The organism is Kitasatospora sp. NPDC057223 (assembly GCF_042669755.1).
Taxonomy (GTDB): Bacteria; Actinomycetota; Actinomycetes; order Streptomycetales; family Streptomycetaceae; genus Kitasatospora.
Genome location: NZ_JBHUWW010000008.1, coordinates 93,521 through 112,210, shown reverse-complemented (window position 1 = coordinate 112,210; position 18,690 = coordinate 93,521). Strand labels below are relative to the sequence as shown.

The window sequence follows — 18,690 nt, the reverse complement described above, 5'->3', positions numbered from 1 at the left end:
CCGGCCCGGGGACAATCGGCGGATGAGCGAACCGTTCGTGGACCTCGGGTCCGTCACGACGCCGTCGGGCGTGCTGGTGCTGGGCCTGGGGTCGTGGATCGACCTGTGGCCCGAGCTGGGGGCGCCGCTGTCCGAGCGGGCCGGGGCGGCCGCGGCCGCCGGCGGGGGCCACCTGCGGGACGAGGAGTGCGAGGCGGTCGCCGTCCCGGCGGCGGCCGGCCGGCCGCTGCGGGTACGGGCGGCCACCGCGCCCTCCTGGGTCACCGAGGATCCGGTGATCTCGGTGCTGGAGGTCGGCCTCGGGCTGCCCTGGACGCGGGCGGGCGACGCGCCCGTCCTGCTCGGGGACCTCCCGGTCGACCGGGGCGGCATGGTGATCGGGGACGGCTCGGGGCTCGACGTCTGGCGGGGCATGCACGCCGAGCCCGCCGACGGGCTGGCCGACGTCATCTACTGGGGGCTCCACGCGGACGACGCGCACGCCCGCTTCGGCGGGCAGCGGATGCCCTCGCCCCACGGCCCCTGGGGGCGGCCCGACCTGCCGGTCGCGGAGGCCGAGACGCTCGCGACGGAGATCGAGGTCTGGCGGGGCGGCCTGGGAAGCGGCCGGGGCGTGGCGGTCTCCGTCGAGCGGCACACGGACTTCTACCGGGCGATGCAGGCGGGCGAGAAGCATCCGCTGCTGGCCGGGGCCGTCGAGGTCGGCGGCTGCCGGATGCTCGGCATCGGCTGGGATCCGTCCGACCACTCGATGCTGCACCGCGGCGGCCGGGCGGAGGGCCTGGTCCACCCGGTGACGCTCGAAACCGACGGTGCGGGCGGCACGGTGCTGCGCTGGACGATCCGGCCGCCCGAGGGCGAGGAGTAGCCGGTCGGTCCGGGCCGAGGGTGACCGCCGGGCCGCCGGCTCGTTTGACCGGCCATGAAGAAGCTCGCGGCCCTCGCCGCCCTCACCATGGCGGGCCTCGCCCTGGCCGCCCCCGCGCACGCCGCCGACGACGTGCTGAGCGGCGCCGCCGACGGGCTGTCCGTCTCGCCGGCCGACCTGGCCCTGAACGAGGCCGGCCGGCTGCCGGTGGTCGGCGGCCCCGTCCGGGACGTCCGGACGAACATCCCGGACCCGGGCTCACTGGGCCGCTGACAGGCACGGACGGGTACGGACCGGGGCGCCGACAGGCACGGACAGGCACTCGGGGCACGGCCGGCTCAGCCGCCCAGCAGGCCGTTCAGCTCGCCGTAGCCGATGCCGCCGTCGATCGCCCGGTAGGTGCCGCTCGCGTAGAACTCCTCGGCGGCGTCGCGCAGCGCGGTGTAGGCGGCGCGGGCCAGGCCGGGGCCGAGGCTGATCCGGGCCACGCCCAGCTTCGCCAGCTCGGGCACACTCGGGGCGCCGGGCCCGGCCAGCACGTTCAGCGGCGCGGGCACGGCGGCGACGAGCTCGGCGACGGTCTCCGGGTCGGTGACGCCGGGGACGAAGACGCCGTCGGCACCCGCCTCGACGTACGCGCGGGCCCGGGCGACGGCCTCCGCCAGCCGGTCGGCGGGGTCGCCGACGGCCCGCAGGAAGACGTCGGTGCGGCCGTTGACGAACAGCCCGACGCCGGCCGCGTCCGCCGCCGCGCGGGCGGCGGCGATCCGCGCGGCCGCCTCGGCCACCGGCCGCAGCGGCGCGGCTCCGGCCGGCCCGGCATCCTCCAGGTTGACCCCGACCGCGCCGGTGGCCAGCAGGGCGGTGATGGTGCCCCCGACCCCGGCGGCGGTGTCGGCGAAGCCGCTCTCCAGGTCCACCGTGACGGGCAGCGCGCCGGCCGCGCGGACCACCAGGGCGCTCTGCGCGAGGACCTGGGCGAGGTCGGCCCGGTCCCCGTCGGGGAAACCGAGCGTCCAGGAGACGCTCGCGCTGGCGGTGGCGACGGCCGCCGCTCCGGTCGCGGCGACCAGGCGGGTGCCGGCCGCGTCCCAGACGTTGGCGAGCAGGAGCGGGTCGCCCGGGCGGTGCAGGGTGTGCAGGAGCCGGGCCTTGTCGTGCTGAGTGGTCATGGGTGTGAGCCTGTCAGTCCTCGGGGCGGTGTTCCGGCGGATTTCGGACCGGTACCGGGGCCGGTCCGCGGCGACGGCCGCGACGGCTATCGCGGCGGCTATCGCGGCGCGGGGCTGAGCCGGGAGGTGACGCCGATCCGGTTCCACGCGTTGATGGTGACGATCACGGCGATCAGGTGGGCCAGCTCGGTCTCCTCGAAGTGCCGGGCGGCCTCCTCGTAGACGGCGTCCGGCACGTGGCCCTGGGTGAGCAGCGTGACGGACTCGGTCAGGGCGAGCGCGGCGCGCTCGCGGGCGGTGAACCAGGGGGTCTCGCGCCAGGCGGGCAGGGAGCGGATCCGGTACTCCTGCTCGCCGCCCTTGACGGCGTCGGTGGCGTGCATGTCGATGCAGAAGGCGCAGCCGTTGACCATCGACGCTTGCACCTTGACGAGTTCGGCGAGCTGCGGGTCGAACCCGGCCTTGGAGCTCTTCTCCAGGGCGGACATCGCCCTGTAGAACTCGGGCAGCAGGTGCGGCAGGGAGATCCGCTGCTCCGGGGCGGGGACGGGCGTGGTGTCTTCGGTAGTCATGACTGCCAGCCTAGGAGCCGACTGGCCCCCTCACATGGTTCATTCGGAGCACCGGTTCATGTGTCACTTCGGGCGGGCGGGCCGGCCCCGGGCCACCCGCCCGACCATCTGTCGTACGGTCAGATATGCGCCATTCGTATGAATTTCGGCATGTCTGTCACCCGCCCGCCCGGCGCACCCACCCGGACGGCCTAGCGTCCGAGCAGATCCGGCGCCCGCACAGGGCCCGGCGGCGCTGCCGAGGGCGGCCGCGCCCGAGGCGAGGAGCAGCCCCCGTGACAGCGCGACCAGCCTGGAAGCCCCGGAACGCGCCGCGTACGGCGGCGGCCGTCACCGGCTCGGCCCTGCTCGCCCTGGGCATGTCCGTGCCCGCCGGTGCCGCGGCCGTGGGCCCCCTGGGCGTGGCCGCCGTGCCGGGCGGCTGCCCCGCCACCCCCGAGCACACCGCGGAGGGCGAGATCACGGCCGCCCTCCGCGGTGTCTCCAACCCCGCCTGCGGGCCCGCCCCGGCCCGGGTGGACGCCCCGGCCGCCGGGCCGGACCTCAAGGTCGGCAAGAGCGCCTCCGCCGTCTCGGCCGCACCCGGCGACCTGGTCGGCTACACCATCACCGTCGAGAACACCGGCAGCACTCCCTCCTCCGGCGCCACCCTGGTGGACGACCTGACCGAGGACCTCGACGACGCCTCCTACGGCTGGGACCTCAGGGCGGACCGGGGCACGTTCTCGTACACCGGGCCCAAGGTGCGCTGGCAGGGCACCCTGGCGGCCGGCGAGAAGGCCACCGTCACGTACTCGGTGAAGGTGCGGGCCGCCGGCTCCGGGGACGGCGCGATGCGCAACGGGGTCGTGGTGGCCGGCGGGCGGAGCAACTGCGGCCCGGGCAGCGAGGATCCGGCCTGCCGGGTGCTGACCACGGTGTCGGCCGCACCCGTCGGGACGGCCTCACCCTCACCCTCAGCGGAGCCGTCACCCTCACCGGAGCCGTCGCCCACTCCCACGGCCACTCCGTCGCCCGCGGCCACCGCGTCGGCCACCGCTGCGCGGCCGTCGGCGGACCCCGCTCCCGAGCCGCCCGCACCCGGCGGGGACGCCGTGGCGCCTCCACCTGCCACCGCGATACCGTCACCGACCACCGCGACGGCCACCGCGACAGCCACCGCGGCACCGTCCGGCGCGCCGGTCGCGGGCACCCTCCCGGGCACCGGCGCCGGGCGGTGGCTGCCCGCCCTGGCGGGAGCCGCCGCCGTCCTGCTGTCCGTCGGCGCCCTGCTGGTACTGCGCACCCGCCGCAGGTGACGCATCCTCACCGCACCCTCACCGCACCCCGGTCGTGCGGGCGGCCGTCAGCCCTTGCGGTTGCCGATCTCGAACAGCAGCATGATGAACCCCGCGAAGGCGTGGGTGGCGACCATGTAGATGAGGACCCGGATCCCGACCCGGCGGTTGGCCCGCTTCCCGGCGTCGATGGTGGCCGGGGCGAGGACGGCCGGGGCTGCCGCGTCGGCGGGGGCGGCAGCGGCGGGGGTGGCAACTGCTTCGGACATGAGAAGCCTCCTGGGGTGTCATGACGGCGTGTCATCACGGGTGGGACGGTGGGACCGCGGTTCAGTGCGGCCCGCCGCCGAGGCAGAGTTCGCCGCCGGGGCTCTGCAGCAGGGTGTGCAGGAAGAGCAGCTCGACGCCGCTCGCCGAGTCCGCCGCGATGCAGTGCGGCGTGAGGGAGTCGAAGTGGGCGGAGTCGCCCTCGTCGAGCAGGTGGACGCGGTCGCCGAGGGTCAGCCGCAGCCGGCCGCGGACGACGTGCAGCCACTCCTCGCCCGGGTGGACCCGGACGACCGCGTCCTGGACGCTCGGCGGCACCTGGACACGCAGTGCCTGCATGGCGCGGCCGGGGGCGCCGGCCCGCCGGTAGCCCCAGCCGCCGGCCCGGCCGGGTTCGATCGCGCCGCCCCGGACGACCGGGTCGAGGTCGTCGGGGGTCTCGCCGAGCAGCCCGGAGACGGTGCTGCCGTAGGCGCGGGCGAGACCGAGCAGGACGGGCAGCGAGGGCTGGCGCTGTCCGGTCTCCAGCCGGGAGAGATAGGCTGGGGAGAGCCCGACCCGGGCGGCCGCGGACTCCAGCGTGAGCCGGCTGCCGAGGCGGTGCTCACGCAGGCGAGCGGCGAGGCCGGCGACCTCACGGTCGTCCGGTTGGCTGGTGGTCATGTACCCAGTGGACACCCGCCGTGCCTGCCGGGCAAGAATTTTGCCTCAGAGGCAAACCCGGCGTTCAGCGCCCCGTCCGCGAACCTGCTCAGGGGCGCGGGATGTTGCGCAGGTTGCTGCGCGCCAGGTCGATCATCCGGCCGACGCCGCCCGACAGCACCGTCCGGCCGGCCGCCAGCGCGAAGCCCTTGACCTGCGCGGCGGTGATGTGCGGCGGGATGGACAGCGCGTTCGGGTCGGTGACCACGTCGACCAGCGCCGGGCCGGGCCGCTCCAGTGCCTCCGCCAGCACCTCCCGCACCTTCGCCGGATCGGTGACCCGCTTGGCCGGGATACCGGCGGCGCGGGCGATCGCGGCGTAGTCCACGTCCCCGTTGTCGATCTCGGACTCGGGGTAGCCGGAGACCAGCATCTCCAGTTTGATCATGCCGAGCGCGCCGTTGTTGAACACCACGGTCTTCACCGGCAGCCGGTGCCTGGCCACCGTCAGCAGCTCGCCGAGCAGCATCCCGAGCCCGCCGTCGCCCGACATCGAGATCACCTGCCGCCCCGGGCAGGCCAGCTGGGCGCCGATCGCGTGCGGCAGGGCGTTGGCCATCGAGCCGTGCAGGAAGGAGCCGATCACCCGCCGGCGGCCGTTGGGCGTCAGGTAGCGGGCCGCCCACACGTTGTTCATGCCGGTGTCGACGGTGAACACCGCGTCGTCGGCGGCGACGTCGTCGAGCACCGAGGCGACGTACTCGGGGTGGATCGGCAGGTGCTTCTCGATGTCCCTGGTGTAGGCGCCGACGACGCCGTCCAGCGCCTTGTAGTGCTTGTCCAGCATGCCGTCCAGGAAGGCCCGGTCGGTCTTCTGCTCCAGCAGCGGAAGCACCGCCCGCAGGGTGGCCGAGACGTCCCCGTGGACGGCCAGCTCCAGCGGGGTGCGGCGGCCGAGGCGGGTGGCGTCGTGGTCGACCTGGATCGTCCGGGCCTGCGGGAGGAAGGAGTCGTAGGGGAAGTCGGTGCCGAGCAGCAGGACCAGGTCCGCCTCGTGCAGTGCCTCGTGGCAGGCGCCGTAGCCGAGCAGGCCGCTCATCCCGACGTCGTACGGGTTGTCGTACTGGATCCACTCCTTGCCGCGCAGCGAATGCCCGACCGGGGCCTGGACGGCGCCCGCCACGGCCATCACCTCGGCGTGCGCGCCCCGCACACCGGCGCCGCAGAACAGCGCGACCCGGCGCGCCGAGTTGAGCGCCCTCGCCAGCTCCTGCACCTGGCTCCAGGGCGGCGCCGCGACCGCCTGCTCGGTCAGGAAGGTGCTGGTGCCGGTGGGCCCGGCGGCCGGCAGCGCGGCCACGTCGCCGGGGAAGACCAGCACCGAGACGCCGTGCGCGCCCAGCGCGTGCTGCACCCCGACCCGCAGCAGGCGCGGCAGCTGCGCGGGCGTGGAGACCATCTCGCACCAGCTGCTGCAGTCGGTGAACACCCGCTCGGGGTGGGTCTCCTGGAAGAAGCCGGTGCCGATCTGGCCGGACGGGATGTGCGAGGCGAGGGCGAGCACCGGCAGGCCGCTGCGCTGGGCGTCGTACAGGCCCTGGATGAGGTGGGTGTTGCCCGGGCCGCAGGAGCCGGCGCAGACCGCGAGCCGGCCGCTGAGTTCGGCCTCGGCGGCGGCCGCGAACGCACCGGCCTCCTCGTTGCGCACGTGCACCCAGCTGATGCCCTCGGTGCGGCGGATCGCGTCCACCACCGGGTTGAGGCTGTCGCCGACGACCCCGTAGACCCGCTCCACCCCGGCCTGCCGGAGCACCTCCACCATCTGCTCGGCCACACTCACCACGGGGGCACTCCCTCTTCGGCACCGGTCACCGGACACCAGCACCCTGCCCCGGCGGCGGGCCCGCACGCATCCGGGGCGGCCCGCCCGGGTGACGGGCCCCGGCCGGCCCTACTCGGCCGCGAGGTGCTCGGGCCCGGCGCCGACCGTCCCGCCGGTGACCCCCGCGTGTGCCTGCCGCCGGGCCGGTTCGCGGCCGGGCGGCTGGACGCAGCGCTCCTGGGCCGGCGGGACGGCGGTCGGGCGGCGCACCGGGCTGCCGGCCTTGATCTGGATCTCCTCGCCGTCGTGGGTGGCGTGCAGGACCTCGCCGCGGCGCAGCGTGTACGTCGTGCCGGAGTGGGTGATGGCGACCTGCAGCAGGCACTGGCGGACCTTCAGCGCGAAGGTCAGCCGGCGCAGGCCGGAGGGCAGCCGGGGCCGGAACGCGAGCGTCTCGTCGTGGTCGCGCAGCCCGCCGAAGCCGGCCACCAGGGCCATGCAGGCGCCCGCTAGCGAGGCCATGTGCAGGCCGTCGCCGGTGTTGCCGCCGAGGTCGTGCAGGTCCATCAGGGCGGCCTCGGCGGTGTAGTCGTACGCGAGGTCCAGCTGGCCGACCTCGGCCGCCATCACCGCCTGGGTGCAGGCCGAGAGGGAGGAGTCGCGCACCGTGAGGCGTTCGTAGTAGGCGAAGTTGCGGGCCTTCTGCTCGTCGGTGAACGCGTCGCCGCGGACCTGCATGGCCAGCACCAGGTCGGCCTGCTTGACCACCTGCTTGCGGTAGAGGTCGAAGTAGGGGAAGTGCAGCAGCAGCGGGTACTTCTCCGGCGGCGTGCCGTCGAAGTCCCAGAGCTGGTGGTCGGTGAAGCCGTCGGCCTGCGGGTGCACCCCGAGGTTCTCGTCGTACGGGATGAACATCGCGGCCGCGGCGTCCCGCCAGGCGGCCATCTCCTCGGTGTCGACGCCGAGGGCGGCGGCCTCGGTCTGGTGCCGGTTGGCGGCCTCGGCGGCGGCCCGCAGGTTGGTCTGCGCCATCAGGTTCGTGTAGACGTTGTTGTCGGCCACCGCGCTGTACTCGTCGGGGCCGGTGACGCCCTCGATCCGGAACCGGCCGGCGGCGTCGTGGTGGCCGAGCGAGCGCCACATCCGGGCGGTCTCCACCAGCAGTTCGAGCCCGTACTCGCGCTCGAACCCGACGTCGCCGCTGGCCCGGGTGTAGCGGGCGGCGGCGGCCGCGATGTCGGCGCCGATGTGGAAGGCGGCGGTGCCGGCCGGCCAGTAGCCGGAGCACTCCTCGCCGCGGATCGTCCGCCAGGGGAACACCGCGCCGGCCAGGCCGAGCTGGGTGGCGCGTTCGCGGGCCAGCGGCAGCGTGGTGTGCCGCCAGCGCAGGGCCTGGTTGACGGCGCCGGGCAGGCAGTAGGTCAGCACCGGCAGCACGAACGCCTCGGTGTCCCAGAAGCTGTGGCCGTCGTAGCCGGGGCCGGTCAGCCCCTTCGCCGGGATGGCCCGCTCCTCGCTGCGGGCGCCGGCCTGCAGCACGTGGAACAGCGCGAAGCGGACGGCCTGCTGGAGTTCGACGTCGCCCTCGACCTCGATGTCGCTGGTGTCCCAGAAGTCCTTGAGGAAGGCGACCTGTTCGGCCACCAGACCGTCCCAGCCGGTGTACCGGGCGGCCGTCAGCGCGGCCTCGACCTGGTCCCGGACGGCGGGCAGCGAGCGGGTCGCCGACCAGCCGTACGCGATGAACTTGACCAGTCGCAGCCGCTCACCGGGCCGCAGCACCGTGGTGACGCTGACCCGGCCCTGGTCGTCGCTGCTCTCGGCGGTGGCGTCGAAGCCTGCGGGGCCCTCGATCAGGTGGTCCATGCCGGCCGCCACCCGGATCCCGCTGAACCGGGTGCGGTGCACCAGGACGGCCTTGCGGTTGGCGGCGTGGTGCGCCTCGGAGATCAGCGGGGCCTCCAGCACGGCCGCCGCCCGGGGGTCGCCGCCGGCGCCGCCGGGCAGCTGCTCGTTGGCGACCAGCTCGGACTGCAGGACGATCCGGACCGGACCGTCCACGGCCTCCACCACGTAGTCGACGGCCGCCACCGCCCGCTGGGTGAGCGAGACCAGCCGGGAGGAGCTCACCTTGACCGTCCGGCCGGCCGGCGAGGTCCACTCGGCCTCCCGGCGCAGCAGGCCCTCGCGGAAGTCCAGGCTGCGGCGGTGACTGCGCAGTTCGCCGTAGCGCAGGTCGAACGGCTCGTCGTCGACCAGCAGCCGGATGATCTTGCCGTTGGTCACGTTGATGACGCTCTGGCTCGACTCGGGGTAGCCGTAGCCGCCCTCGCCGTACGGCAGCGGGCGCAGCTCGAAGACGCCGTTCAGGTAGGTGCCGGGCAGGCCGTGCGGCTCCCCCTCGTCCAGGTTGGCGCGCAGGCCGACGTGGCCGTTGGAGAGGGCGAAGACGGATTCCGCCCGGGCGAGTCCGGCCGGGTCCAGGCCGTGCTCGGCGACCGCCCACGGGTCGACGGTGAAGTTGTCCGGCGGAGTCATGCGGACGCCCCCTCGATCAGCTCGGCCAGGTCGGCCACCACGACGGAGGCGCCGTTGCGGCGCAGCTCCTCCGCCTGCCCCGTGCGGTCGACGCCCACCACCGCGCCGAAGCCGCCGGCCCGCCCGGAGGCGACCCCGGCGAGCGCGTCCTCGAAGACGGCGGCGCGGGCCGGCTCGACGCCCAGGGCGCGGGCGGCGGCCAGGTAGGTGTCCGGCGCGGGCTTGCCCGGCAGGCCCTCCCGCTGGGCGACCACGCCGTCGACGATCACGTCGAACAGGTCCTCGATCCCGGCGGCCCGCAGCACGTCCCGGCAGTTGGCGCTGGAGGAGACCACCGCGCTCGGCAGGCCGAGCGCCCGCAGCCGGTGCACGTACTCCACCGAGCCGGCGTACGGCTGGACGCCCTGCTCGCGGATCAGCCGCAGCACGGTGTCGTTCTTCGCGCTGCTGAGCCCGTGCACGCTGCGGGTGCCCGGCGGGTCGTCCGCGGTGCCCTCGGGCAGTTCGACGGCGCGGCTGCGCAGGAACGCCCTGGTGCCGTCCAGGCGCGGTCTGCCGTCCACGTAGGTGTCGTAGTCGGCGACCGCGTCGAAGGGGACGAAGCTCCCGCCGGAGCGGGCCGCCTCGGCGCGCAGGAAGCCGTCGAAGGTGTCCTTCCAGGCCGCGGCGTGCACCTTGGCGGTCTGGGTGAGGACCCCGTCGAGGTCGAAGAGGAAGGCTCGGATGTCGTCCGGAAGACCCAGCATGAGGGCAGTCTTACCCGGATCCGCGCACGAAACCGCCCATTCCCGGCGCGGCTGGCGCGTCGTGAACGGGCGGCTTCGGGTGCGGATCCGGCCTCAGGGCGCGGCGGGCGCGGCGATCACCGAGAAGACGGCGCCCTGCGGGTCCTGGACGACCGCCATCCGGCCGGCCGCCATGTCGAAGGGCGGCCGGAGCACCGAGCCGCCGGCCCGGACCAGGGCGTCCACCACCGAGTCGCAGTCGTCCACCGAGAAGTACGTCATCCAGTGCGGCGGCGTGCCGGGCGGCAGGTAGTCGGGCAGCAGCTGCATGCCGCCGACGGAGCGCTCGCCGGCGTTCAGCGAGTAGTAGTCGGGCACGCCCTCGACGGTGTCCGGGCGCAGCCCGGCGGCCTGCTCGTAGAAGCTGCCCGTCGCGGCGGTGTCGGTGGTGTTGATCTCGTTCCAGGTCAGCGCACCGGGCTCGTTGACGATCTGGGCGCCGAAGAAGTCGAGCGGCTGCCAGACGCCGAAGACGGCGCCGGTCGGGTCGGCGGCGACCAGCATCCGGCCGACGGTGCCGACGTCCATCACCGGGTACATGACCGTGCCGCCGTGCTCGGTGATCGCCTGCTGGGTGGCCTCGGCGTCGTCCGAGGCCAGGTAGGTGGTCCAGACGGTCGGCGGCTCGGGCTGCCCCTCGGGGGCCATCGCCGCCATGATGCCGGCCACCGGCTTCCCGTTCAGGGTGCACATCGCGTACCCGCCGAACTCGGCCGGGCCGACCTCGCCCTGCCAGCCGAACAGGTCGCGGTAGAAGTCGAGGGCGGCCTGCTGGTCCTTGGCCATCAGGTCGACCCAACAGGGGGTACCGGGTGCGTACGCGGACTTCACTTCGGGCATCGCGGGCCTCCGTGCGAGAGTCCGCCCTCGGGTCGGGATCCGGGGCGGTGGGTTTCCACCGCCCACGATGGCCGCGCCGTCGCGATCCCGCCACCCGGCGCAGGGGCGCCGCCGGGCCCGCCCCGGGGCCCGGCAATACCACGGGTGCTCCGTGTCCCGTGGCAGTTCGGCGGGGAGTCCGCTCCCATGGGCGAACCGGGCTCAGACACCGGTGCGAGGGGCCCGCAACGGGGCAAGCCTGGTGCGAGAACCACCCCGGCCGCGACCGGCGCGGACCGGCCGGGGCCGTCGCAGGAGCGGGCAAGATGCGCGAAATGTCCGTCAGGGGGGCATTAAATCGGCTATAGAGCAGTGTTGTTGAGGTTGCGTCAGGCATATCCGCAAAACCGGCTATGCTACTTCCGGCTCAGCCAGCTGCACCCCATCACAGCAGGTCAGCGAGGACCGGCTCGGCCCCGACGGGCCGCGTGACACCGCAGCCCGTAGCGCCGGCGCCGACTCCCGCCCGTCGTTCCGTAATCTTTCGATCGTTTGAGGATGCTGATGCTTCGTGCTGGATCGTCACCCGGAGGTCGGCGCTCCGCTCCCGTTCTCGTGTGGCTCCTGCCCACGGTCGTGACGGCGGCCGCAGCCGCGGTCGCCGCGTCGGTGGTCTCCACCGGTGCCCGCGCGGGCGTCGTCTGGTGCGGCGTGATCGGCACCGCGGCCGTCGCCGTGGTGGCCGCCGAGGCCGCCCGCCGAGGCCGTGCCCTGGTGACCCTGCGCGAGCGGTACGCCCTGCAGGAGACCGAGTTGCGCCGCCGGCTGTCCCGGCAGGAGGCCGAGACGGTCCAGCTGGCCCAGGTCGTGCTGCCCGAGGCGGTGGCCAGGCTCCAGCGCGGCGAGCTGGTCGAGGACGTCCTGCGGGCGTCCGAGTCGCCCGACGGCGCCGTCAGCCTCGAATTCCGCGCCGCCCGCCAGGCCGTGCTGCGGACGGTCCTGGAGGCCGTCGACAACGAGGAGGGCATGCGCGAGTCCGCCCAGCGGGCGTTCGTGAACATCGCCCGCCGCGTGCAGGCGATCGTGCACCGCCAGGCCCAGGACCTGCGCGAGATGGAGGACCGGCACGGCAACGACCCGGCGGTCTTCGAGGACCTGCTGCGCCTCGACCACGGCAACGCGCTCGTCGGACGTCTCGCGGACTCCATCGCCGTCCTCGGCGGGGCCCGCCCCGGCCGCCAGTGGAGCCGTTCGGTGCCGCTGTACAGCGTGCTGCGCGGCGCCGTCTCGCGGATCCTGGACTACCCCCGGGTCGAGCTGCACCCCGTCTCCGAGGTCGCCGTCGTCGGCCCGGCCGTCGAGCCGCTGATCCACGCGCTCGCCGAGCTGCTGGACAACGCCACCCGCTACTCGCCGCCGCAGACCAACGTGCACCTCACCGCCGTCGAGGTGCAGACCGGTATAGCGATCGAGATCGAGGACGGCGGCCTCAGCCTCTCCGAGGAGGGCCGGGCCCGCGCCGAGCGCATGCTCAAGGAGGCGCAGGCCGGCATCGACCTCAACGACCTCGGCGAGACGCCGCGACTCGGCCTGGCCGTGGTCGGCCGGCTCGCCCAGGCCTACGGCTTCCAGGTGTCGCTGCGCCCGTCCGCCTACGGCGGTGTGCGCGCGGTGCTGATCGTGCCGCAGGAGCTGATCACCACGGCGCCCGCGACCGGGCGCGCGCACGGCATCGGCGTCGCCTCCGGCCCCCGGACGGCACCGGCGGCGATCAGTCCCCGGCCCGCCGCCGGTCCGCGGCAGTGGGCGCCGTCGGCAAGGCCGGCGGTGGCGTCGGCACAGGAGGAGACCCCGGTGGTGAGCGAGCGGACGCCGAACGGGCTGCCGCAGCGCCGCCGCCACGCGGCACCCTCCCGGGCGGGCTCCGCCGCTCCGAAGATCCCTCAACCGGCCGAGGCTCCGGTGCAGCCCGGCATGTGGCTGGCAGCGTTCCAGGACGGGGTGAACGGCCAGGCGCCGGTCGCCTCCCCGGCCGGCCACACCAGTGACGAGTCGGCAGGGAAGGGCGAGCAGTGATTCAGCAGCGGGCCAACATGGACTGGATGCTCAAGGAACTGGCGGACGGCGTACCGCAGACCCGTCACGTCGTCGTGCTCTCCGCGGACGGGCTGCGGATGGCCCAGTACGGCACCGACACGGACACCGCGGACCGCCTCGCCGCGGCCTGCGCCGGTCTGCAGAGCCTGGCCGCCGCGGTCGGCCACGAGTTCCCGCACGGGGACGGGCGGATGCGGCTGGTCGTGATCGAGATGGGCGGCGGCTTCTTCTACCTGATGGCGGCCGGCGCCCGCGCGTACCTCGCGGTGCTGGCCGACGAGGGCGTGGACGCCGGGCTGATGGGCCAGCGGATGCGGGACCTGGTCGCGCGGATCGGCGAGCACCTCAGCACGCCGCCACGAAGCGGCGAGCAGGTCGCATGAGCGAAACCGACCAGGACTGGGACGAAGGCAACCCCGAGCGGCTCTACGTCATCACTCGCGGTCGCAGCGGCTCATCCGGGCCGACCACCTTCGACCTGGTCACCCTCGTCGTCAGCCGTGCGGAGCCGACGCCGACCATGCAGCCGGAGCACGCCGCGATCCTGCGGATCTGTGCCTCCCCACTGTCGGTGGCGGAGGTCTCCGCGTATCTGGGCCTGCCGATGAGCGTGGTCACCGTCCTCCTCGCGGACCTGCTGACCGAGCACCGGGTCGAGGCCCGGCTCCCCGTCCCGCAGGCAATTCTTCCCGACCGTGCCCTGATAGAGGCGGTGATTCATGGACTTCAGAAGCTCTGAGACGGTGGTGGGGCCGCAGAGCGCGGACCTGCTGCCGTCCTCGGCCGCCATGGCGGTCAAGGTCGTGATCGTGGGCGGATTCGGGGTCGGCAAGACGACCCTGGTCGGCTCCGTCAGCGAGATCCGCCCGCTGACCACCGAGGAGACGATGACCCAGGCCGGTGCGGACGTCGACGACGTCGCCGGGGTCGAGCGCAAGACCTCCACGACGGTCGCGATGGACTTCGGCCGGATCAGCATCAACGAGGAACTGGTGCTGTACGTCTTCGGCACCCCGGGCCAGGAGCGGTTCTGGTTCCTCTGGAACGGCCTGTTCGAGGGCGCCCTCGGCGCCGTCGTGCTGGTCGACACCCGCCGGCTGGAGGTCAGCTTCGACGTGATCGGGCGGCTGGAGGAGCGCGGCGTCCCGTTCGTCGTCGCGGCCAACACCTTCCCCGGTTCGCCGTCCTACCCGACCGAGGAACTGCGGGCCGCCCTCGACCTGCCCCCCGACGTGCCGATCGTCGCCTGCGACGCCCGCACCCGGGAGTCCAGCCGGGACGTCCTGATGGCCCTCATGCGGTACCTGTACTCGCTCTCGGCGGCTCCCGCCTGATGCTGCCCCCGGTATGCCGCCCCGCTCACCGACCCGATCGGCACATGGTCTTGACTATCCCTCGAATACCCTCACAACGATGATCCCCCCGCGATGACCCCGGAGATACCGTGACGACCCCGTCCTCTGCAGACGCCTCCCTCACCCCTCCGCCCGGCTGCCCCGCCCACGGACTCGGCGCCGACGGCCTCCGGCGGCTGTACGGGCCGGAGGCCGAGGCCGACCCGGCGGGCCTGTACGAGAAGCTGCGCGCCGAACACGGCGAGGTGGCTCCCGTCCTGCTGCACGGCGACCTGCCCGCGTGGCTGGTGCTGGGCCACTCGGCGAACCTCACCGCCATGCGCACCCCGTCCCGCTTCTCCCGGGACTCCCGTCGCTGGAGCGCGTTCCAGGAGAACCGGGTCACGCCGGACTCCCCGCTGATGCCGATGGTGGCCTGGCAGCCGCTGTGCGTGTTCGCCGACGGCGAGGAGCACAAGCGGCTGCGCGGCGCGGTCACCGACAGCCTGGGCCGCTTCGACCGGCGCGGCATCCGGCGCTACGTCACCCGCTTCGCCGACCAGCTGATCGACGCCTTCGGCGAGTCCGGCCGGGCCGACATGGTCTCCCAGTTCGCCGAGCACCTGCCGATGCTCGTGATGACGCAGCTGGTCGGGATGCCCGAGAGCTACGGGCCCCGGCTGGTCCAGGCGGCCCGGGACCTGATGAAGGGCACCGAGACGGCGATAGCCAGCAACGACTACGTCGTGGCGACGCTGCGTCAGCTCGTCGAGCGCAAGCGCGCCGCCCCCGGCGCCGACCTCGCCTCCTGGCTGCTCCAGGACGAGGCCGGGCTCAGCGACGACGAGGTCATGGAGCACCTGCGGCTCGTCCTGATCGCCGCGAACGAGACCACCGTCAACCTGATCGCGGACACCCTGAAGATGGTCCTCACCGACCGCCGCTTCCGGGCCAACCTGTCCGGCGGCCACATGACCCTGCCGGACGCGCTGGACCAGGTGCTCTGGGACACCCCGCCGCTGTCGGCCGTCCCCGGGCGCTGGGCCACCGGTGACACCGAGCTCGGCGGCCAGGAGATCAAGGCCGGTGACATGCTGCTGCTCGGCCTCGCGGCCGGCAACGTCGACCCGGCCGTCCGTCCCGACCTCAACATGCCGCTCTACGGCAACCGCTCGCACCTGGCGTTCAGCGGCGGCCCGCACGAGTGCCCCGGCCAGGACGTCGGCCGGGCCATCGCCGAGACCGGCATCGACATCCTGCTGACCCGGCTTCCCGACCTCCAGCTCGCGGTGGCGGAGGAGGAGCTGCACTGGGACTCCGCCTGGTTGTCCCGTCACCTCTCCGAACTGCCCGTGCAGTTCGCCCCGCGGCGCCCGAAGAGTGAGACGGAGGCGGCGGCGGGAACCGGCGCACTCCCCGAGGCGTTCCCGGCGACCCCGGCTCCGACGCCGCCGGCCACCCCCCGGCCGGCGCCGGCCGCCGCCACTCCGGCCGCCCCGCCGCAGGTGGCCAACATTCCCGCTCAGCGGCGTAGTTGGTGGAGCGCACTGCTGGGAGGCTCCCGCCGCGGCTGAACCGGCGCAGCGCCGGCGCGAGCCCGTGGGCGGCCGGCCGGGAGCCGGACGGCACCCGCGAGTTCAAGCCATGGCGCATTCGTACCCTTGACGGCGTCCGTCGCATGCCGCTGTATTGGCGCGTGATCCACTTCGGCCGGGCCGCGGGCAGTCTCCCGCGACCCGGCCGCCTGTGGGAGGAACGCCAGTCGACCGAGGTGACGGACAGTGCACGAACTCACGATGGTCCCGCCGATATTCTCGCCCTACCGGCCGGCAATCCACCCCTGCCACGAGGCAGTCGACCGACGGACCACCGAATGGGCCGAGGCCTTCGACATAGGCTCACCCGCCCTGCGCAGCGCACTGGTCACGCACAGCATCGGCACCTTCGCCGCACGGATCCTGCCCGGAGGCCGCGAGGAGGTCGTCGGCATCCTCTCCGACTTCGTCCTGTGGCTGTTCGGCGTGGACGACGGCTTCTGCGAGGAGGGTGACCTGGGCACCCGCCCGGGCGAACTCCTCGCCGCGCTCTCCAGACTGCTGAGAGTCGCCCAGAACCCGGAAGTACCGATGCTGCTGGACGATCCGCTGGCCCAGGGCCTGCGGGACCTCCGGTACCGGCTCGACCAGTACGGCACGCCCGGCCAGATCGCCCGCTGGGTGGACGCACTGCGCGAGTACTGCCTCTCGGTCGGCTGGGAGGCGGAGCACCGCAGCCACGGCAGCGTACCCGATCTCAACGACTACACCCTGATGCGCATCTACGACGGCGCCACCTCGGTCGTGCTGCCGCTGCTGGAGATGGGGCACGGCTACGAACTCCAGCCGCACGAGCGGGACTCCACCGCCGTCCGGGCCGCCGCCGAGATGGCGTACTTCGTCATCTGCTGGGACAACGACCTGTTCTCCTACCACAAGGAGAGCCGGACGGGCCTGTACTACCTCAACGTCATCCGGGTGCTGGAGCACAGCCGGGGCCTCACCCCCGAGCAGGCGCTGACCACCGCGATCGCCCAGCGGGACCGCGTCCTGACCCTGTTCGTCCGCCTCTGCGCGCACCTGCGCACCCAGGCCAGCCCGCAGTTGAAGCAGTACCTGGCCAGCCTGGAGACCTTCATCCGCGGCGCCCAGGACTGGGGCATCAGCTCACGCCGCTACACCACCCCGGACGACCCGGCCGATCTGCCGGACGCCTTCTGCGACACCCCCACCGACACCAGCCAGGACCCGCTGGACATCCCCGCGGTCGCCTGGTGGTGGAGCGTCCTGCCCCGGGACGAGGCCGCCGTCGCCACCGAGGCCGGCCGGCTCTCCGCCCTGTACGCCGCCACCCGCCCCGCCGCCCGTCCGGCACCCCTCCACTCCGCGCTCCGCTCCGCGTAGTCCCACCGCAGGAAGGAGCCCCCGGTGACAGCCGGTCTCGAAACCGTCCCCCGTGCACCCGGCGCCCTGCCGCTGATCGGCCATGTCTGGCCGCTGTGGCGCGACACCCTCGCCTTCGTCAAGTCCCTGCGGCAGCAAGGTGAGCTGGTCCGCGTCGACGTCGGCGGGATGCCGATCTACTTCGCCACCAGCGCGGCCTACGCGCACGCCGTGATGGTCACCCACGGCACCAGCTTCGAGAAGGGCCGCCTGTTCGACCGGATGCGCCCGCTCGTCGGCGCCGGCCTGGCCACCGCCGACAGCAGGACCCACCGCAGGCACCGGCGGCTGATGCAGCCCTCGTTCCACCGCGAGCGGATCGCCGACTACTGCGCCGTCATCAGCGGCCAGGCCCGTACCCTCACGGACAGCTGGCAGCCCGGCCAACAGGTGGCCGTGGAGGAGGTGATGGGCGAGTTCTCGGTCAGCACCCTGGCCGCCACCATGTTCTCCGCCGACATCGGCCGGGCCGCCGTCGACGCGGTCCGCCGGGACGTCCCGGTGATCCTCAAGAACATGCTGCTCCGCGCGGTCTCCCCGCAGTTCCTGGACCACCTGCCGATCCCGCCGAACCGCCGCTTCGACGCGGCTGCCGCGAACCTGCGGCGCGTCATCGACGAGGTGGTCGCCGCCACCCGCCGGGCGGGCGGCGCCGAAGGCCACGACCTGCTCTCCACCCTGCTCGCCGCCCGCGACGCCGACACCGGCGAGGCGATGACCGACACGGAGGTCCGGGACGAGCTGGTCACCATCCTGTTCGCCGGCACCGAGACCGTCGCGTCGACCCTCAGCTGGGCCTTCCACGAGATCGCCCGGCACCCCGAGGTCGAGAAGCGGCTGCTCGCCGAGATCGACAGCGTGGTCACCGACGGCGCCGTCGGCTTCGAGGAGGTGGCCCGGCTCACCTACACCCGCCAGGTGCTGGACGAGACGCTGCGGCTGCACGGCGTCACGCTGCTGATGCGCCGGGCGACGGCGCCGGTGGAGCTGGGCGGCGTGACCGTCCCGACCGGTACCGAGATCGCGTTCAGCCTCTACGCGGTGCACCAGGACCCGGCCCTCTACCCGGAGCCCGGGCGCTTCGACCCCGACCGCTGGCTGCCGGAGAACCGGGAGGGCATGCCGCGCGAGGCCTTCGTCCCGTTCGGCTCGGGCTCCCGCCAGTGCATCGGCGACGCCTTCGCCCGCGCGGAGATGACCATCACGCTGGCCACCGTGCTCTCCCGCTGGCGCCTGCGGCCGGTGCCCGGCCACACCCCGAAGGACGTGGTCGCGGCCATGCCGCACCCCGACCACGTGCCGATGACGGTGACCGCGCGGGAGGCGCCCGAAGGCGCCTGACCCTCCGACCGACGACCGGTGAGCCGCACGGCGACGTGCGGCTCATCGGCATGCCCCGATCCGCCGGCACATCGCCAGGCGGGGGCTCCTGACAGCACGTCAGTTTCCTGCTCCCGGCCGTCCTATTCCACGGAGTTCTATGATCGAAACTTGCGTTGTTGCTGTCAGATTTTTGCTC

General features: G+C 73.8%; 18 protein-coding genes. 10 read left to right on the top strand and 8 right to left on the bottom strand.

Going from position 1 to position 18,690, the window contains the following annotated elements; all coding sequences use genetic code 11:
• The first annotated feature begins 22 nt into the window (after positions 1-22).
• Positions 23-868, top strand: coding sequence for a hypothetical protein (locus tag ACFUK0_RS05715; protein WP_380246772.1), 846 nt, complete (start codon positions 23-25; stop codon positions 866-868).
• 54 nt (positions 869-922) lie between these two features.
• Positions 923-1,141: a hypothetical protein gene (locus ACFUK0_RS05710; protein ID WP_380246771.1), complete on the top strand. Its 219-nt coding sequence runs from the start codon at positions 923-925 to the stop codon at positions 1,139-1,141.
• 65 nt (positions 1,142-1,206) lie between these two features.
• On the opposite strand, the gene ACFUK0_RS05705 is transcribed toward ACFUK0_RS05710, so the two are convergent.
• Complete coding sequence (locus ACFUK0_RS05705) at positions 1,207-2,040, bottom strand: isocitrate lyase/phosphoenolpyruvate mutase family protein (RefSeq protein ID WP_380246770.1); 834 nt, start codon at positions 2,038-2,040, stop codon at positions 1,207-1,209.
• A 98-nt stretch (positions 2,041-2,138) separates the two neighbouring features.
• Positions 2,139-2,612, bottom strand: a complete 474-nt coding sequence (locus tag ACFUK0_RS05700) for a carboxymuconolactone decarboxylase family protein (protein WP_380246769.1) — start codon at positions 2,610-2,612, stop codon at positions 2,139-2,141.
• Positions 2,613-2,887: 275 nt separating this feature from the next.
• On the opposite strand from ACFUK0_RS05700, the gene ACFUK0_RS05695 reads away from it, so the two are divergent.
• Positions 2,888-3,910, top strand: a complete 1,023-nt coding sequence (locus tag ACFUK0_RS05695; RefSeq protein ID WP_380246768.1) for a hypothetical protein — start codon at positions 2,888-2,890, stop codon at positions 3,908-3,910.
• Between the two features lie 47 nt (positions 3,911-3,957).
• On the opposite strand, the gene ACFUK0_RS05690 is transcribed toward ACFUK0_RS05695, so the two are convergent.
• The 6 genes from ACFUK0_RS05690 to ACFUK0_RS05665 form a co-directional block, all read right to left on the bottom strand.
• Positions 3,958-4,158, bottom strand: coding sequence for a DUF6126 family protein (locus ACFUK0_RS05690; protein WP_380246767.1), 201 nt, complete (start codon positions 4,156-4,158; stop codon positions 3,958-3,960).
• A 61-nt stretch (positions 4,159-4,219) separates the two neighbouring features.
• Positions 4,220-4,819, bottom strand: a complete 600-nt coding sequence (locus ACFUK0_RS05685; RefSeq protein WP_380246766.1) for a helix-turn-helix domain-containing protein — start codon at positions 4,817-4,819, stop codon at positions 4,220-4,222.
• An 88-nt stretch (positions 4,820-4,907) separates the two neighbouring features.
• Positions 4,908-6,620 (bottom strand): pyruvate dehydrogenase, encoded by a 1,713-nt coding sequence (locus tag ACFUK0_RS05680; protein WP_380246795.1) that lies wholly within the window; start codon positions 6,618-6,620, stop codon positions 4,908-4,910.
• A 129-nt stretch (positions 6,621-6,749) separates the two neighbouring features.
• Complete coding sequence (locus ACFUK0_RS05675) at positions 6,750-9,158, bottom strand: glycoside hydrolase family 65 protein (RefSeq protein WP_380246765.1); 2,409 nt, start codon at positions 9,156-9,158, stop codon at positions 6,750-6,752.
• Positions 9,155-9,904, bottom strand: coding sequence for an HAD family hydrolase (locus tag ACFUK0_RS05670; RefSeq protein ID WP_380246764.1), 750 nt, complete (start codon positions 9,902-9,904; stop codon positions 9,155-9,157). The genes ACFUK0_RS05675 and ACFUK0_RS05670 overlap by 4 nt, the downstream gene beginning before the upstream one ends.
• A 93-nt stretch (positions 9,905-9,997) precedes the next feature.
• Positions 9,998-10,783: a VOC family protein gene (locus ACFUK0_RS05665; RefSeq protein ID WP_380246763.1), complete on the bottom strand. Its 786-nt coding sequence runs from the start codon at positions 10,781-10,783 to the stop codon at positions 9,998-10,000.
• A gap of 543 nt (positions 10,784-11,326) precedes the next feature.
• Here ACFUK0_RS05665 and ACFUK0_RS05660 point away from each other — a divergent pair.
• From ACFUK0_RS05660 to ACFUK0_RS05630, 7 genes are all read left to right on the top strand, one after another.
• On the top strand, positions 11,327-12,838 hold the full coding sequence (locus ACFUK0_RS05660; RefSeq protein WP_380246794.1) for an ATP-binding protein: 1,512 nt from the start codon (positions 11,327-11,329) through the stop codon (positions 12,836-12,838).
• 17 nt (positions 12,839-12,855) lie between these two features.
• Positions 12,856-13,242: a roadblock/LC7 domain-containing protein gene (locus ACFUK0_RS05655; RefSeq protein ID WP_380246793.1), complete on the top strand. Its 387-nt coding sequence runs from the start codon at positions 12,856-12,858 to the stop codon at positions 13,240-13,242.
• On the top strand, positions 13,239-13,598 hold the full coding sequence (locus tag ACFUK0_RS05650; protein WP_380246762.1) for a DUF742 domain-containing protein: 360 nt from the start codon (positions 13,239-13,241) through the stop codon (positions 13,596-13,598). The genes ACFUK0_RS05655 and ACFUK0_RS05650 overlap by 4 nt, the downstream gene beginning before the upstream one ends.
• Complete coding sequence (locus ACFUK0_RS05645; protein WP_380246761.1) at positions 13,579-14,193, top strand: ATP/GTP-binding protein; 615 nt, start codon at positions 13,579-13,581, stop codon at positions 14,191-14,193. The genes ACFUK0_RS05650 and ACFUK0_RS05645 overlap by 20 nt, the downstream gene beginning before the upstream one ends.
• 110 nt (positions 14,194-14,303) lie before the next feature.
• The gene (locus tag ACFUK0_RS05640; RefSeq protein WP_380246760.1) at positions 14,304-15,767 is read left to right on the top strand and encodes a cytochrome P450; all 1,464 of its coding nucleotides are present in this window, start codon (positions 14,304-14,306) and stop codon (positions 15,765-15,767) included.
• 222 nt (positions 15,768-15,989) lie between these two features.
• A complete protein-coding gene (locus ACFUK0_RS05635) occupies positions 15,990-17,132 on the top strand; it encodes a selina-4(15),7(11)-diene synthase (protein ID WP_380246759.1) in 1,143 nt (380 codons plus the stop codon).
• A gap of 24 nt (positions 17,133-17,156) precedes the next feature.
• On the top strand, positions 17,157-18,512 hold the full coding sequence (locus ACFUK0_RS05630; protein ID WP_380246758.1) for a cytochrome P450: 1,356 nt from the start codon (positions 17,157-17,159) through the stop codon (positions 18,510-18,512).
• The last annotated feature ends 178 nt before the right edge of the window (positions 18,513-18,690 follow it).

Excerpts from the sequence above, each read along its gene's own strand:
- ACFUK0_RS05670 (WP_380246764.1), bottom strand. The coding sequence starts at position 9,904 with ATGCTGGGTCTTCCGGACGACATCCGAGCCTTCCTCTTCGACCTCGAC.
- ACFUK0_RS05645 (WP_380246761.1), top strand. The coding sequence starts at position 13,579 with ATGGACTTCAGAAGCTCTGAGACGGTGGTGGGGCCGCAGAGCGCGGAC.
- ACFUK0_RS05680 (WP_380246795.1), bottom strand. The coding sequence starts at position 6,620 with ATGGTGGAGGTGCTCCGGCAGGCCGGGGTGGAGCGGGTCTACGGGGTC.
- ACFUK0_RS05685 (WP_380246766.1), bottom strand. The coding sequence starts at position 4,819 with ATGACCACCAGCCAACCGGACGACCGTGAGGTCGCCGGCCTCGCCGCT.
- ACFUK0_RS05710 (WP_380246771.1), top strand. The coding sequence starts at position 923 with ATGAAGAAGCTCGCGGCCCTCGCCGCCCTCACCATGGCGGGCCTCGCC.
- ACFUK0_RS05665 (WP_380246763.1), bottom strand. The coding sequence starts at position 10,783 with ATGCCCGAAGTGAAGTCCGCGTACGCACCCGGTACCCCCTGTTGGGTC.
- ACFUK0_RS05675 (WP_380246765.1), bottom strand. The coding sequence starts at position 9,158 with ATGACTCCGCCGGACAACTTCACCGTCGACCCGTGGGCGGTCGCCGAG.
- ACFUK0_RS05705 (WP_380246770.1), bottom strand. The coding sequence starts at position 2,040 with ATGACCACTCAGCACGACAAGGCCCGGCTCCTGCACACCCTGCACCGC.
- ACFUK0_RS05700 (WP_380246769.1), bottom strand. The coding sequence starts at position 2,612 with ATGACTACCGAAGACACCACGCCCGTCCCCGCCCCGGAGCAGCGGATC.
- ACFUK0_RS05690 (WP_380246767.1), bottom strand. The coding sequence starts at position 4,158 with ATGTCCGAAGCAGTTGCCACCCCCGCCGCTGCCGCCCCCGCCGACGCG.
- ACFUK0_RS05715 (WP_380246772.1), top strand. The coding sequence starts at position 23 with ATGAGCGAACCGTTCGTGGACCTCGGGTCCGTCACGACGCCGTCGGGC.
- ACFUK0_RS05655 (WP_380246793.1), top strand. The coding sequence starts at position 12,856 with ATGGACTGGATGCTCAAGGAACTGGCGGACGGCGTACCGCAGACCCGT.
- ACFUK0_RS05650 (WP_380246762.1), top strand. The coding sequence starts at position 13,239 with ATGAGCGAAACCGACCAGGACTGGGACGAAGGCAACCCCGAGCGGCTC.
- ACFUK0_RS05635 (WP_380246759.1), top strand. The coding sequence starts at position 15,990 with ATGGTCCCGCCGATATTCTCGCCCTACCGGCCGGCAATCCACCCCTGC.
- ACFUK0_RS05660 (WP_380246794.1), top strand. The coding sequence starts at position 11,327 with ATGCTTCGTGCTGGATCGTCACCCGGAGGTCGGCGCTCCGCTCCCGTT.